This is a genomic window from Agathobaculum ammoniilyticum (assembly GCF_025567315.1).
Taxonomy (GTDB): Bacteria; Bacillota; Clostridia; order Oscillospirales; family Butyricicoccaceae; genus Agathobaculum; species Agathobaculum ammoniilyticum.
In genome coordinates this window covers 1-14,340 of the sequence record NZ_JAOQJE010000024.1, presented here as the reverse complement: position 1 = coordinate 14,340, position 14,340 = coordinate 1, and the positions used below count along the sequence as shown (strand labels likewise).

Annotated in this window: 13 protein-coding genes; 12 read left to right on the top strand and 1 reads right to left on the bottom strand. The window is 56.6% G+C overall.

Annotated elements, in window-relative coordinates; translation table 11 throughout:
* Positions 1–416: 416 nt before the first annotated feature.
* The 12 genes from OCV66_RS14960 to OCV66_RS14905 all read left to right on the top strand — a co-directional run bounded on the left by OCV66_RS14960 (position 417) and on the right by OCV66_RS14905 (position 13,230).
* Positions 417–1,949, top strand: coding sequence for a recombinase family protein (locus tag OCV66_RS14960; RefSeq protein WP_107632032.1), 1,533 nt, complete (start codon positions 417–419; stop codon positions 1,947–1,949).
* A gap of 267 nt (positions 1,950–2,216) precedes the next feature.
* Complete coding sequence (spo0A, locus tag OCV66_RS14955; protein WP_054327358.1) at positions 2,217–2,978, top strand: sporulation transcription factor Spo0A; 762 nt, start codon at positions 2,217–2,219, stop codon at positions 2,976–2,978.
* Between the two features lie 117 nt (positions 2,979–3,095).
* Complete coding sequence (gene polA, locus OCV66_RS14950) at positions 3,096–5,729, top strand: DNA polymerase I (RefSeq protein ID WP_147574608.1); 2,634 nt, start codon at positions 3,096–3,098, stop codon at positions 5,727–5,729.
* A gap of 80 nt (positions 5,730–5,809) precedes the next feature.
* A complete protein-coding gene (locus OCV66_RS14945) occupies positions 5,810–6,241 on the top strand; it encodes a low molecular weight protein arginine phosphatase (RefSeq protein ID WP_054327359.1) in 432 nt (143 codons plus the stop codon).
* Positions 6,238–6,672 (top strand): ribosomal protein S18-alanine N-acetyltransferase, encoded by a 435-nt coding sequence (gene rimI, locus OCV66_RS14940; protein WP_054327360.1) that lies wholly within the window; start codon positions 6,238–6,240, stop codon positions 6,670–6,672. Before OCV66_RS14945 ends, rimI begins: the two co-directional genes overlap by 4 nt.
* Before the next feature lie 6 nt (positions 6,673–6,678).
* Complete coding sequence (locus tag OCV66_RS14935; RefSeq protein WP_147574607.1) at positions 6,679–7,608, top strand: GNAT family N-acetyltransferase; 930 nt, start codon at positions 6,679–6,681, stop codon at positions 7,606–7,608.
* A 20-nt stretch (positions 7,609–7,628) separates the two neighbouring features.
* Positions 7,629–7,835, top strand: a complete 207-nt coding sequence (locus OCV66_RS14930) for a hypothetical protein (protein ID WP_054327361.1) — start codon at positions 7,629–7,631, stop codon at positions 7,833–7,835.
* A gap of 52 nt (positions 7,836–7,887) precedes the next feature.
* On the top strand, positions 7,888–8,139 hold the full coding sequence (locus OCV66_RS14925) for a hypothetical protein (RefSeq protein ID WP_054327362.1): 252 nt from the start codon (positions 7,888–7,890) through the stop codon (positions 8,137–8,139).
* A 4-nt stretch (positions 8,140–8,143) separates the two neighbouring features.
* A complete protein-coding gene (gene tsaD / locus OCV66_RS14920) occupies positions 8,144–9,169 on the top strand; it encodes a tRNA (adenosine(37)-N6)-threonylcarbamoyltransferase complex transferase subunit TsaD (protein WP_054327363.1) in 1,026 nt (341 codons plus the stop codon).
* Positions 9,170–9,379: 210 nt separating this feature from the next.
* On the top strand, positions 9,380–11,305 hold the full coding sequence (locus OCV66_RS14915) for an aconitate hydratase (protein WP_054327364.1): 1,926 nt from the start codon (positions 9,380–9,382) through the stop codon (positions 11,303–11,305).
* A gap of 97 nt (positions 11,306–11,402) precedes the next feature.
* Entirely contained in the window at positions 11,403–12,560 is a 1,158-nt protein-coding gene (locus OCV66_RS14910; protein ID WP_054327365.1) for an isocitrate/isopropylmalate family dehydrogenase, read from the top strand.
* A gap of 31 nt (positions 12,561–12,591) precedes the next feature.
* A complete protein-coding gene (locus OCV66_RS14905; protein ID WP_107632038.1) occupies positions 12,592–13,230 on the top strand; it encodes a redox-sensing transcriptional repressor Rex in 639 nt (212 codons plus the stop codon).
* Positions 13,231–13,260: 30 nt separating this feature from the next.
* Here OCV66_RS14905 and metA read toward each other — a convergent pair whose 3' ends face one another.
* Positions 13,261–14,175, bottom strand: coding sequence for a homoserine O-acetyltransferase MetA (gene metA, locus OCV66_RS14900; RefSeq protein WP_054327366.1), 915 nt, complete (start codon positions 14,173–14,175; stop codon positions 13,261–13,263).
* Positions 14,176–14,340 lie beyond the last annotated feature (165 nt).

The window sequence follows — 14,340 nt, the reverse complement described above, 5'->3', positions numbered from 1 at the left end:
TCCTATGAAGTAAGCGCCGGAAAGTTGCAATCCGCTGGGTTAAATGAGCAGATCAACAGCGACCATCGGCGGCTGAATACCGATGGTTCCTTTTAGAGAATAACTTATATCCTATGGGGGATAATAGTGGAAACGCTATCGTGAGGTGGAGATTAATGATAAGCCACATTGAAGAAAACTGTGAGAGTATCGTAAGAATTCATGATGACCGGTGTATAGACTCTGTTGAAACCTGTATGGAACATGTATCTCAAATAGTTTCCGCACATTACAAGAGACTGGACAAGGAAAAGTTGTTTTTGGTATAAAAAGATGCTGTAAATGTGGGAAAAATATAAAATGGATGTGCTTTTGCAAACTAAATGGTTTGACAACATACTGTGAAGAATGTATACTGAATCATAGAGGAGGTAAACATGGAGCGATATGTTCAATACCTGAGAAAGTCTCGCTTTGATCGTGATTATGCAGAGTTAAATGTAGAGGAAACACTGAAACGTCATGAAGAAATTTTGAATAAGCTGGCTAAAGATCGAGGGTATCATATTGCAAAAACATATTACGAAGTGGTATCAGGGGAATCCATTGCCGCAAGGCCTCAAGTACAAGCAATGCTTGAGGAGGTTAATGCAGGCTTGTATACAGGTGTCCTTGTCGTAGACCTGGAAAGGCTTGCACGAGGAAATGGTGCGGATCAAGCATATATCAGTCAAATATTCCAGTTTTCCGGCACGAAAATTATCACGCCCAGCAAGACCTATGATCCAAACGATGAATTCGATCAAGAGTATTTTGAGTTTGGCTTGTTTATGTCCCGTAGGGAGTATAAAACGATAAATCGGAGGCTGATTCGTGGACGACAAAGCTCCGCTTCAGAGGGAAAGTATATTTCCAGTATTGCCCCATACGGTTACCGCAGGGTAAAGCTTGAGGGAGAAAAAGGGTTTACCTTAGAGCCTGACGAGAAGGAAGCGCCCGTGGTAAAAAAGGTTTTTGATATGTATGTTCATTATGTGGGAACAAAAAACATAGCAAATTACCTGAATGACGAAAAAATACCAACCCGTCATGGGGATCTATGGACGTATTCAACCATAACCAACATAGTGACGAATCCCGTATATATGGGGAAAATACGGCGTGGCTGGAGCCAGCACGTTAAAACATTCCAGAATGGAATCGTCGAAAAGCATATCAAACGCAAGAAAAACATTGCGGATTATCAGCTCTATGAAGGGCGCCACCCTGCCTTGATCAGTGAAAAAATTTTTTGGGATGCGCAGGAAATTCGGATCAACCGGCAGCCGTCAGTAAAAGTTCGCAAAGAGTTTACATTGGAAAATTCCTTTGCAGGACTGATTTACTGCGCGAAATGCGGGAAACGAATAGGGAGAACAACTACTACCCGCTACCGTGTACCGCGTTTCCGGTGTGTCAACCAAAGAAACTGCCATAACGGAAGCAGTAATTATGATCTTGTTGAAAGGCAAATTATAGCGGCGCTTCGGGTGTGGCTGAAAGGGTATAGGGTGAAAGTCTCGACGATTGGATTTGGAGAAGATATTGCGGCCTGCAAGAAAAAGATTGCCGGATTGGATGATGAGCTTGAAAAGAGGAACGCGCAAATGGAAAGAGCGTATGACATGGTTGAACAAGGCGTTTACTCCCTCGAACTGTTCAAAACACGCCAAGAAAAAATAGGCGACTCGGTTGCCCGCCTACAACAGCAAAAGAATATCTTGCTGACATCACTGGCCAAATACGAACAGACCGATGCGGTATCTTCGAATTTAATTCCGACAACAGAGAATCTGTTGGAAAGCTACGATACCATGTCCCCAAAAGAGCGGAATGCTTTGCTTAAAGAAATCCTTTATAAAATAGAGTATGACAAAGGGCCGGATGGTAAAATTGTGATTGATTTGTTCCCCAAGCTTCCAAAGATTTAACAGCGTTGGTATCATGGTCGTACTGACGTAATGGTAAACGACCCTACCTGCGGCTATGCGATTGGCATTGAACGGATGCTTGAGGAAATGACGAATTAACGAAGTTTTTGTTCATGTTTCGCTCGATTCGTCGCATTTTGTCGAAAAATGACGAGAAAAAAATCCAGCTTTTCCGACAATAGCCTTGAAAATTATGGAATTATATGGTAAATTAATGACAGCTAAGACAGAGAACAAATAAATTGCTGGAAGGCTGGTATTGACAACATGGAACAAAAAATTCGAGTATTGCTCGCAGACGACGACAGCGAATTCTGCGCACGGATGGCGGCGGCAATCGAAAAATCAAATGATATGGAGCTTGCCGGTATCGCGGAGGACGGCGCGAAAGCGGTTGCGGCAGTAGGAGAGCTTAAGCCTGATCTGCTCATCATCGACCTGGTGCTGCCGGTGATGGATGGGATCATGGTGCTGACCAAGCTGCACGAACGCAGGCAGGAGCAGCCCGCGACCGTTGTCCTTTCAGCTTTCGCCAGCCCACAGGCGGGCGCGGAGTGTACTGCGCTGGGCGTGGATATGTTTCTGCGCAAGCCTATGGAAGCGGAAATGGTTTGCGAAAGGATCCGCATGTGGAAATCCGGAAAGCAGGAGGCCGAAAAAACGGGGGAAGCAATGGCGCTGGAAGTACGCGTAACTGAGGTTATCCATCAGGTCGGCGTGCCGGCGCATATCAAGGGCTACCAATATCTGCGCGAGGCGATCATGATGGCGGTCGAGGACATGGAGGCGGTCAGCGCGATTACCAAGGTGCTGTATCCGTCGATTGCAAAAAAGTTCAAGACCACTTCTTCGCGAGTTGAGCGCGCGATCCGTCATGCGATCGAAGTCGCGTGGGACCGCGGCGATATCGAGACGCTGCAGAGCTATTTCGGCTATACGGTGTCGGGCGTCAAGGGCAAGCCGACAAACTCGGAATTCATCTCGATGATAGCCGATCGTCTGCGGCTGCAGATGCGGTTCGGCGCATAAGGAATATGGGCGCGGGACGGGGCGGAAGCCCCGTCCCTTATTTTGTCTGGAAATACGGCTGGTAATAGGATATAATATATGATAAGAAAAATTTGTTGAATGATGGGGAATACGCGCATGAAAATCATGGTGATCGATGGAAACAGTATACTCAACCGCGCTTTTTATGGTATCCGCCAGCTCTCCAACCATGAAGGGCTGCCGACCAACGCGGTATACGGGTTCTTGGCCACGTTGTTCAAGCTCAGGGAGGATGAAAAGCCTGACCGTACGGTTGTGTGCTTTGACGTGCGGGAAAAAACCTTCCGCCATTTGAAATTTGATTCCTACAAGGCAACCCGCAAGGGGATGCCGGACGAGCTGGCGGCGCAGTTGCCGGTGATGAAAGAAACACTCGATGCGATGGGTGTGGTACGCTGCGAGCTGGCAGGGTATGAGGCGGACGACCTGATCGGCACGATCAGCCGGAAAGCGGATGAAAACGGCGACACCTGCGTGGTCGTGACGGGCGACCGTGACAGCCTGCAGCTCATCGGCGGCGGGACGACTGTGCTTCTGGTTTCCACCAAAATGGGGCAGACGACCTATGAAACCTATGATACGGAAAAGTTCCGTGAAAGATACGGCTTCGATCCGATTCGCCTGATCGACCTGAAGGCGCTGATGGGGGATGCGTCGGATAATATTCCGGGCGTGCCGGGCATCGGGGAAAAGACGGCAATGCAGCTGCTGCATGATTTCGGCTCGCTGGAAGGCGTGTATGCGAACCTGGAGGATGAAAAAATCAAAAAAGGCGCGCGAGCAAAGCTGGAAGCGGGCGCGCAGTCCGCGAAAGACAGCTATTGGCTCGCGACCATTGACCGCAACGCGCCGCTTGCGCTGGATGTTGCAAACCTGCCGGAGGAACATCGGGACGAGGCAGCGCTTTATGAACTGCTGACCCGCCTGGAGTTTAAAAACTTTATCAAAAAGCTTGGGCTGAGCGGCGCGTATACCGCGCCCAGGCTGCCGGAGCTCCGGACGCAGCGCATCCAAAATGCCGCCGAAGCGTTTGGGCTGCTCGACGCGCTGACCGAAGCGGGCCGCGTGTTTGCGGTGATTCCGGAAACGCTGGGTGCGATGTGCCTGCTGGAAGCGGATACGGCGGCGATGCTGTTTGCGGATGACTTTGCGGATGCGGATTGGGATGCGCTGCTGCGCCGTCTGTTCGGCGGCGCGATCGAGCTGGTGCTGCATGATGCGAAACCTGTGGCGGCGGCGCTGCTTGCACGTGGCATCCAGCCGGAGGGGATTGTGTTCGACACCTGCCTCGCCGCGTATCTGCTGGATCCGACGCAGTCTGGATATGACCTGCCGCGCGTGGCGCTGGCATATTGCAGCACCGAACTGCCAGAACTTGACTTGGACGATCCGGCTGCCGTATCGCCGCTCGGCGGGCAGGAACAGACGGAACAGGCGTGCGCGCGCCATGCAGGGGCTGTGCGTGCGATCTATCAGGAAGCAGCATCCAGGGTGGAAGAGCTGGGCATGCGCAAGCTGTACTATGAGATAGAACTGCCGCTGATGCGCATTCTGGCCGAAATGGAAACCGTGGGCTGTGCGGTCGCGCCGGACGAGCTGCGCGCGTTTGGGGAGCGGCTGGACGTCCGTATCCATGAGCTGATCGCGCAGATCTACCGCGACGCAGATGGAGAATTCAATATCAACAGCCCCAAGCAGCTCGGCGAGGTGCTGTTTGAAAAGCTGCACCTGCCCGCGCCGAAAAAAACCAAGACCGGCTATTCGACCAACGTGGACGTGCTGGAGCGCATCGCGGAAGACCATCCGGTCGTTCCCAGGATACTGGAATACCGGCAGCTTACCAAGCTGAAGAGCACCTATGTGGATGGGCTGCTCAAGGTGGTCAGCCAAAAGGACGGGCGTATCCATACGCATTTTCAGCAGACTGTGACCGCGACAGGGCGGCTGTCCTCGACCGACCCGAACCTACAGAACATTCCGGTGCGCACTGAACTGGGGCGTGAGTTGCGGCGTATGTTCGTCGCGCCCGACACGGAGCATGTGCTGATCGACGCGGATTACTCGCAGATCGAACTGCGTGTGCTTGCGCATATCTCGCAGGACGCGCACATGATCGAGGCGTTTCGATCCGGGCAGGATATCCACGCCGCAACCGCGGCCAAGGTATACCATGTGCCGCTGGACGAGGTCACGCCGCAGATGCGTTCCTCCTGCAAGGCGGTCAATTTCGGTATTGTGTACGGGATATCGGATTTTTCGCTTGCGCAGGATATCGGCGTGACCCGTAAGGAAGCGGGCGAGTTTATCCGCGCCTATCTGGCGACCTATCCGGGCGTTGCAAAATATATGGAGGATATCAAGGAAAACGCGAGGGAAAAGGGCTATGTGTCCACGCTGTTCGGCCGCCGCCGCGCGCTGCCCGAACTGAAAAGCAAAAATTTCAATATCCGTTCCTTTGGGGAGCGTGTGGCGATGAATACGCCCATCCAGGGGACCGCGGCGGACATCATCAAGATCGCCATGGTGCGGGTACACGACCGCCTGCTGCGCGAGGGCCTGGAGAGCCGGCTCATCCTGCAGGTCCACGACGAATTAATCTTGGAGGCGCCGAAAACCGAACAGGAGACCGCGATGCGCCTGCTCAAGGAAGAAATGGAAGCCGCGTTCGTTATGGATGCGCCCCTGGTGGCAGAGGCCAAGGCGGGGCATAGCTGGTACGACACAAAGTGATTCTACCCGAACCGATCGGTTTGAGAGGAGAGGGCGCACCGCGCGCGGCGCGGGCGGTTTTTGACAGGGGGAATTCCAAAATGGACGACATCATTTTCATCTGCTCGGGCAACACCTGCCGTTCGCCGATGGCTGAGGGGCTGTTCCGTGCGCGCGGCGGGGAGAAGAAGACCGGTCTGACGGCGGCGTCCGCTGGACTGTTCACCCAGAACGGCCTGCCCGCGTCGCCAAACGCGGTCACGGCGGCGCGCGAACTGGGCGCGGACATTGCAGGGCACCGCTCGCGCATGCTCACGCCCGAACTGGTGCGGGAGGCGCGCTTTCTGGTCTGCATGACAGGCGCCCATTACGACCGCCTGTGCGAGCTGTATCCGAACTGTGCGGACAAGATATTCACCCTGCTGCCGGAGGACGTTTCCGATCCGTTTGGCGGCGATCTGGATACCTACCGCCGCGCGGCGGCCGAGATCGACCGGGGGATAAGCGGCATCATCGGGAGGCTTACAGAATGACGGTCGTACCCATGCAGGAGCGTCATCTGGCCGCGCTCGCGGAGATCGAAAAAGTGTGCTTCCACGCGCCGTGGAGCGCGGATATGCTCCGCGAAGAACTGGGGAAAGGTCTGTTCCTGGTTGCGGAGCGGGACGGCGTGGCGGTCGGCTATGTGGGTTGCCAGACCGTGCTGGACGAGGGGTATATCACCAATGTTGCGGTATCACCCGACTGCCGCCGGCAGGGAGTCGGCCGCGCGCTGATCGGGACGCTTGTCTCGCACGCGGGAGCGCAGGGGCTGGCCTTTGTTACGTTGGAGGCGCGCACGTCCAATATGCCCGCGATTGCCCTGTACGAGAATGCGGGCTTCCAAAAGGTGGGCGTGCGAAAGAATTTTTACACCGCGCCCGTTGAGGACGCGCTGCTGATGACATTTTTTCTGAAAGGGTGAGGCTGGATGGAGCTTCGGTTTGTCGATGCGGAAAACACCGATCTGCTGGAACTGGCGGGCAGGCTGGATGAATATTATTTTTCAATCGTGGGCGAGGTGCATCGCCGCTATGCGAAATATAACGACCCGCATCTGTTCGGATGCCGGCTGGTCGTTTATGAGGATGGATGCGCGGCAGGCTGCGGCTGCTGGAAGCGGACGGACGCGCATACCGTGGAACTGAAACGCATTTATGTGCGGCCGGAATACCGTCGGCGGGGGATTGCGGGCGCGGTCATCCGCGCGCTGGAGGGTAACGCGGCGGAGCAGGGCTATACGCGCGCTGTTTTGGAAACCGCGCGGACCACAGGGGATTCGGCGGCGCTTTACCGGAAACTGGGATACCGTACAATGCCCTATTATGGGAGTCCGGCCGGTGCGGAAAACTGCCTTTGCTTTGAAAAGGCGCTGGGGACGGTGGATAAAAAACGGGCGGCGCTTCGCTTTGTCGATGTGAGCAATCCGGATCTGGCAGTGCTGGTTGCGGAGCTGGATGTATATTTCCATGCAGGCTGGGGCTCGGTGGCGGAAAAGTACAAGGCGTATCACGCGCTGGACGGAATGGCTTGCGCGGTGGTGGCTTACATAGAGGAACGGCCGGCAGGCTGCGGCTGCTGGCGCGCGTATGATCCGGTAACAGCGGAGATCAAGCGGATGTATGTCCGGCCGGAATACCGAAGAAGCGGGACGGCGGGCAAAATCGTGGCCGCGCTCGAACGGCACGCCGCAGCGAGCGGGTGCCACCGCGCGGTGCTGGAAACCGGCGCGGATATGCCGGACGCGATCGCGTTTTATCAGAAGCAGGGGTACCGGCTGGTGCCGAATTTCGGCGATTTCGCGGGGGACGAGATCTGCGTATGCATGGAAAAAGAGATATCGGATGGCACGATGCGGTAACCGGAAAGGGGGAGAAAGAGATGATGCTTTTGGCGGCCCTTTTGGCCGGCGCCGTGCTGTGTGCCTGTTCTTTCTGCCATGCGCTGTGCGACGCGCTGCGCGCGGTGCAGTGCGGCGGAGATCCCAAAGGGCATGCGGTGCGCCTGCAGGTGAGCCTGTGCGGTGCATTGCTGCTGCCAACGGCAGCGGTGATCTGGGCGGTATACCGCATGCCGGCCGGCTTGTAGCAGAGTGGCGAGGGACAGGAAATATTTGCTTTTGGATAAAGGAGGCGGGAAAATGATTACGCCGATGAACCGCGAGCAGATTTTATGCACCAATACGCAGGAAGACTTTTTCCAAGCGCAGCAGGCGCTCAGCCGTGAGCAGATCGCGTTCCGAACAGAGGTGCGGGACAATGCGCAGCGCATGCTGCAGCGGCAGGATGTGCTGGGGATCCGCGCGCAGTACCAGCGGGAGTATCGGATCTATGTACACAGGCAGGACGCGGAACTGGCGCGTCATATTTTGCAATACGGGAACAACGGGTGAGACAATGAGGATTTTGGCAATTGAGTCCTCCTGCGACGAAACGGCGGCCGCCGTGGTTGAGGATGGACGGAACATACTTTCCAGCGTGGTGGACACACAGATCGAAACGCACGCGCTGTATGGGGGCGTGGTGCCGGAGATCGCGTCGCGTCGGCACATGGAGGCGGTTGTGCGCGTGACGGAAAAGGCGCTGGCCGACGCGGGCATGGACAAGCGCGCGGTGGACGCGGTGGCGGCGACCTGTGCGCCGGGACTGATCGGCGCGCTGCTGGTCGGCGCGAATTTCGGGAAATCGCTGGCGTTTGCGCTGCAAAAGCCCTTTATTCCGGTGCATCACATCCGCGGGCATATCGCGGCGACCTATCTGGCGTATCCCGATCTCAAGCCTCCGTTTTTGACGCTGATTGCGTCCGGCGGACACAGCGAGATCGTGATGGTGCGCGATTATACGGATTTTGAGATCCTCGGCGGCACGCGGGACGACGCGGCGGGCGAGGCGTTCGATAAGGTCGCGCGCGTGCTCGGCGTGGGCTACCCGGGCGGCCCGAAGATCGACAGGCTCGCGCAGGAGGGCGACCCGATGTGCTACAAGCTGCCGGATTCGCACATCAAGGACGCGCCGCTTGACTTCTCTTTTTCCGGCCTCAAGACCGCGGTCATCAATCTGGCGCACAATGCGGAGCAGAAAGGCGAAACGCTGGACAAAAACGGCCTTGCGGCCTCTTTTTGTGCGGCGGTCGTGCATACGCTGGTGCCGCGGCTGGAGATGGCGGCGCAGCGGACGCATGCGCGGCGCGTGGTCTGCGCGGGCGGTGTGGCGGCCAACTCGTTCCTGCGCGCGGCGCTGCAGGAGATGGCGAAGCGCACCCACACCAGGCTCTACCTGCCGCCGCTTTCCCTGTGTGGGGATAACGCGGCCATGATCGGGAGCCAGGCATATTATGAATACCTTGCAGGTAGTGTGGGTCTGACCCTGCAGAATGCTTTCGCAACTGCGGAGATCAGTGCGAATATTTGTGAAAAGCGATAGCGAAAAGGTCTTTTCAAAAGATAAGGAATGTTGTAAAATAGAAGTGGTTTTTGCGTTGCAAAGGCCGCTTCTGTTTTGTTTTTGGGCACGGTATGCCGCGCATGCCGTGGAGAAGGCTGTGGAAGCCGCAACGGACCCGCTTTGCAGCGGCGGGGCGCGGCGGGCGCAAATATCGCCGCGTAGGGACATAAAGGAGTGTAAGAAACACAAATGGGTATGACAATCGCACAGAAAATTCTGAAGGAGCATCTGGTGGACGGAGAAATGGTCCAAGGACAGGAGATCGGTTTCCGGATCGACCAAACGCTTACGCAGGATGCTACCGGCACCATGGCTTATCTCCAGTTTGAGGCAATGGGTGTCGACCAGGTCAGGACCGAGCGGTCGGTCGCGTATATCGACCACAATACCCTGCAGTCCGGCTTCGAAAACGCGGACGACCACAAGTATATCGGCTCGGTGGCCAAAAAGCACGGCATCTACTATTCCAAGGCGGGCAACGGCATCTGCCATCAGGTGCATCTGGAGCGCTTCGGCGCGCCGGGTAAAACCCTGATCGGCTCGGACAGCCACACCCCGACCGGCGGCGGCATCGGCATGTTGGCGTTCGGCGCGGGCGGCCTGGACGTGGCGGTTGCGATGGGCGGCGGCGCGTACTACATCCCCATGCCCAAGATGGTGCGCGTCAACCTGACGGGCAAGCTGTCCCCGTGGGTTTCCGCCAAGGACGTTATCCTGGACGTGCTGCGCCAGATGACCGTCAAGGGCGGCGTGGGCAAGATCGTCGAGTACGCGGGCGAGGGCGTTGCGACGCTGTCCGTGCCTGAGCGCGCGACCATCACCAACATGGGCGCGGAACTGGGCGCGACGACCTCGGTGTTCCCGTCCGACGGGGAAACCAGACGCTTCCTCGAGGCGCAGGACCGCGGTGATGTGTGGGTCGAGTTGTCCTCCGATCCGGACGCGGTGTACGACGAGGAATACACGGTCGACCTGTCCGCGCTTGAGCCGCTGGCCGCGATGCCGCACATGCCGGACAATGTCAGGCCGGTCGCTGAGATCGGCGCGATTAAGGTCAATCAGTGCTGCATCGGCTCCTGCACCAATTCCTCCTATTACGATATGATGAAAGTCGCGTCCATCCTCAAGGGTAAAACCGTGCATCCGGACGTTTCGCTCACCATCAGCCCGGGTTCCAAACAGGTGTTTAACATGCTCGCACAGAACGGTGCGCTGGCGGATATTATCGCGGCGGGCGCGCGCATCCTCGAGTGCGCCTGCGGTCCCTGCATCGGCATGGGACAGTCGCCGGAGTCCGCGGGTGTATCCCTGCGTACCTTCAACCGTAACTTTGAGGGCCGCTCGGGGACGCAGGACGCGCAGATTTATCTGGTATCGCCCGAGGTCGCGGCGGCGAGTGCGCTCGCGGGCGTGCTGACCGACCCGCGCACGCTGGGAGAAATGCCGGCGATTGAAATGCCGGAGCATTTCGTCATCAACGACAACATGATCGTAAGGCCCGCAGAAAATCCGGCCGAGGTCGAGGTTGTACGCGGCCCGAACATCAAGCCGTTCCCGCTGGGCAAGGCGCTGGAAGCGTCCTATACGGGCCGCGTCGTACTCAAGACCGAGGACAACATCACCACCGACCATATCCTGCCGGCGGGCGCGAAGCTGCTGCCCTACCGTTCGAACGTGCCATACTACTCGAATTACTGTTTTATCAATGTCGATCCGGAATTTCCGGCGCGCTGCAAGGAGCAGGGCGGCGGCGTCATCGTCGGCGGCGCCAACTACGGCCAGGGCTCGTCGCGCGAGCACGCGGCGCTCGTTCCGCTGTATCTGGGCGTCAAAGCCGTGCTGTGCAAGTCGTTCGCCCGTATCCATAAGGCCAATCTGGTCAACTCGGGCATCCTGCCGCTGACTTTCGCCGATCCGGCGGACTACGACGCGATCAACCTGCTGGATGAGATCGCGCTGCCGCATGTGCTGGAGGAAATCAAAAACGGCAGTCAGGTTACCGTGGTATGCGGCGACAGGACCTTCAAGGCGGACTGCGACGTTTCCGACCGTCAGCGCGGCGCGCTGCTCGCGGGCGGCACGCTCAACTATGCCAAGGAACAGGCGGCGCAATAAGGAAAAGAGGAGAGGGGCGCTTTCCCAGCCTCCTCTTTCTTGACAGGATGCAGAAAATTTGTTAAAATAATATCAATGGTATGAGGAGGACACCGTTATGTCGATCGACCAGTCCATTCTGGATAAATTTGAAGCAGTGGTAGAAAGCCAGCTTGCGCGCATCGCGGATATGAAAGCACAGGATGACTTTATTAACTATACAAAGCTTGACAAGCTCATCATCGGCGTGTGCGGCGGCGACGGTATCGGCCCGATGATCACCGGCATGGCGCAGCACGCGCTCGAGGCCCTGCTGGCCGACAAGGTCAAGGCGGGGAAAGTGGAGTTCCGTGTGATAGACGGGCTGACCATCGAGCGTCGCGCTGAGCTGGGCTGCGCCATCCCGCCCGATGTGATGGAGGAGCTCAAACAGTGCCATGTAATTCTCAAGGGGCCGACCACGACCCCGCGCAAGGGCGATCCGTGGCCGAATGTGGAATCCGCGAATGTGGCGATGCGCAAAGCGCTCGACCTGTTCGCCAACGTGCGTCCAGTCAAGGTGCCTGAGCTGGGGATCGACTGGACGTTCTATCGCGAAAACACCGAGGGCGGCTATGCGGTCGGCTCGCAGGGCGTGCAGATTGCGGACGATCTGTTCATCGACTTTACAGTGGCGACCTCGCAGGGCTGCGAGCGCATCGCGCGCCTGGCGTTTGATTACGCGCGCAAGACCGGCAAGAACCGCGTCTCCTGCGTGACCAAGGCCAATATCATCAAGACCACGGACGGCAAATTCCTCGACACCTGCCAGCGGGTCGCAAAGGAGTATCCGGAGGTCGAGTTTGACGACTGGTACATCGATATCATGACCGCGAAGCTTCTGGACGAAAAACGCCGCCGCGATTTCAAGGTGGTCGTGCTGCCCAACCTGTACGGCGATATCATCACCGACGAGGCGGCCGAGATTCAGGGCGGCGTAGGCACCGCGGGTTCGGCCAATATCGGCAAGCGCTACGCGATGTTCGAGGCCATCCACGGTTCCGCGCCGCGCATGGTGCAGGAGGGGCGCGCTCAGTACGCGGACCCGTCCTCCGTGCTGCGCGCCTCCGTGATGCTGCTCGAGCACATCGGTGAGATCGAACTGGCGAATAAGCTCGACCGTGCGCTCGATATCTGCATGTTTGAAGAGAAAAAGGTAGTGGTCAATGGGCGTGATACTGGTGCGACCGCGCAGGAATTCACGGATTATGTACTGGAAACGATTGCGAAGCTGTAATTTTGTGATGGGAAAGAGAGGATGAAAACCTGTGGAGCGCAAACAAGAGGTCTCCAAGGCGGTGGTGCAGCGTCTGCCGCGCTACTACCGCAATATTTGTGAGCTGAAAGCTGAGGGCGTACAGCGCATTTCCTCGCGCGCCCTGGCTGAGCGTATGGGGCTGACCGCTTCACAGATCCGGCAGGATTTCAACTGCTTTGGTGGATTTGGCCAGCAGGGATATGGATACAATGTAGATAAGCTGCAGGAGGAGTTGGGCGCTATTCTTGGGCTCCGCGCCGGCCGCACGGCGGTATTGATCGGTGCGGGCAACCTGGGACGGGCCTTGCTCAACAACTTCGATTTTTCGGCCAGCGGATTCAAGCTGCTGTGTGCGTTTGACGCGAATCAGGAGTTAGTGGGAAAAAAATTTGGCGGGCATGAGGTGCGCAGCAGCAGCACGCTGTTTGAATTTGTCGACCGGCGCAAGCCGGATGTTGCCGTCCTGACGATTCCGCGCACCCATGCGCCCGATTTGGCGCATGAGCTGGTCGATCATGGTATCCGCGGCCTGTGGAACTTCACGGGAGAGGACCTGCATCTGGAGGGGCTGGGCGTTCCGGTCGAGAATGTACACTTGTCTGACAGCCTGATGACGCTGTGCCATCTGGTCGGCATGGAAGAGGCATAAAAAAGAAGCGGCTTGAGGCCGCTTCTTTTTTTATATTTTATCGAGGGAGTAGGGTGTGGTTTGGTAAACGTAGTAATTGACCCAGTTGGTATAGAAAAGGTGGGCATGCGCTTTCCAGGTGACCAGAATATCGTCGCTGGGGTCGTCGTTCCTAAAATAGTGCAGGGGGATCTCGGGGTTCAGGCCCTTGGCGAGATCGCGTTCATATTCTTTCTTCAGGGTGTCCGGATCATATTCCCCGTGACCAAGCACGAAAATTTGCCGTCCGTTCATCGCCTCAACCAGATAAACGCCAGCCTCGTGAGATTCCGCCAACAGGCGCAGGCGGTCATCCTTGCGGATATCGGACGCATGTACCTCGGTGTGGCGTGAATGCGGGGCGCAGAATACGTCGTCGAAGCCCCGCAAAAGGGGCTCTTTCGGGAAAAGCACATGATGCTTGAAGATACCGGACATCTTCCGCGGCAAGGGATATTTGGGGATGCCGTAGTGGTGGTAAAGGCCTGCCTGCGCGCCCCAACAGATATACAACGTGGAATGTACATGGTTTTTCGTCCAGTCCATAATGCGGACCAGCTCATCCCAATACTCAACCTCTTCAAACGGCATGTTTTCGATGGGGGCGCCGGTGATGATAAAACCATCATACTTTTGATCGCGGATATCGTCAAATGTTTTGTAGAATGTGAGCAGATGGTCTTCGGGGGTGTTTTTCGAGTGATAGGTCTTCGTTTGAATCAGGTCGACCTCTATCTGGATCGGTGTGTTGGACAAGCAGCGCAGGATCTGGGTTTCAGTCACGATCTTGAGCGGCATCAGGTTGAGCAGCGCGATGCGCAGCGGGCGGATGTCCTGCGTTGTTGCACGGTGCTCGGTCATCACAAATATGTTTTCGCTCTCCAGAATCGCACGCGCGGGCAAACTGTCGGCTATTTTTATAGGCAAGCCAGTGACCTCCTTTATACCATTGGTTCCAATAGAAAAATTATAGCAGAAAAGCGCTGGAAGGACAAGGGAGGAAACGGTAGTTATAGAAAGAAAGGGGGAGGGAGGACTTGACAAAGTGGAGGGGGATATAGTATAGTAAACGAGCTGCGGAAGTGCGCGGCG

Excerpts from the sequence above, each read along its gene's own strand:
- OCV66_RS14960 (WP_107632032.1), top strand. The coding sequence starts at position 417 with ATGGAGCGATATGTTCAATACCTGAGAAAGTCTCGCTTTGATCGTGAT.
- spo0A (WP_054327358.1), top strand. The coding sequence starts at position 2,217 with ATGGAACAAAAAATTCGAGTATTGCTCGCAGACGACGACAGCGAATTC.
- polA (WP_147574608.1), top strand. The coding sequence starts at position 3,096 with ATGAAAATCATGGTGATCGATGGAAACAGTATACTCAACCGCGCTTTT.
- OCV66_RS14945 (WP_054327359.1), top strand. The coding sequence starts at position 5,810 with ATGGACGACATCATTTTCATCTGCTCGGGCAACACCTGCCGTTCGCCG.
- rimI (WP_054327360.1), top strand. The coding sequence starts at position 6,238 with ATGACGGTCGTACCCATGCAGGAGCGTCATCTGGCCGCGCTCGCGGAG.
- OCV66_RS14935 (WP_147574607.1), top strand. The coding sequence starts at position 6,679 with ATGGAGCTTCGGTTTGTCGATGCGGAAAACACCGATCTGCTGGAACTG.
- OCV66_RS14930 (WP_054327361.1), top strand. The coding sequence starts at position 7,629 with ATGATGCTTTTGGCGGCCCTTTTGGCCGGCGCCGTGCTGTGTGCCTGT.
- OCV66_RS14925 (WP_054327362.1), top strand. The coding sequence starts at position 7,888 with ATGATTACGCCGATGAACCGCGAGCAGATTTTATGCACCAATACGCAG.
- tsaD (WP_054327363.1), top strand. The coding sequence starts at position 8,144 with ATGAGGATTTTGGCAATTGAGTCCTCCTGCGACGAAACGGCGGCCGCC.
- OCV66_RS14915 (WP_054327364.1), top strand. The coding sequence starts at position 9,380 with ATGGGTATGACAATCGCACAGAAAATTCTGAAGGAGCATCTGGTGGAC.
- OCV66_RS14910 (WP_054327365.1), top strand. The coding sequence starts at position 11,403 with ATGTCGATCGACCAGTCCATTCTGGATAAATTTGAAGCAGTGGTAGAA.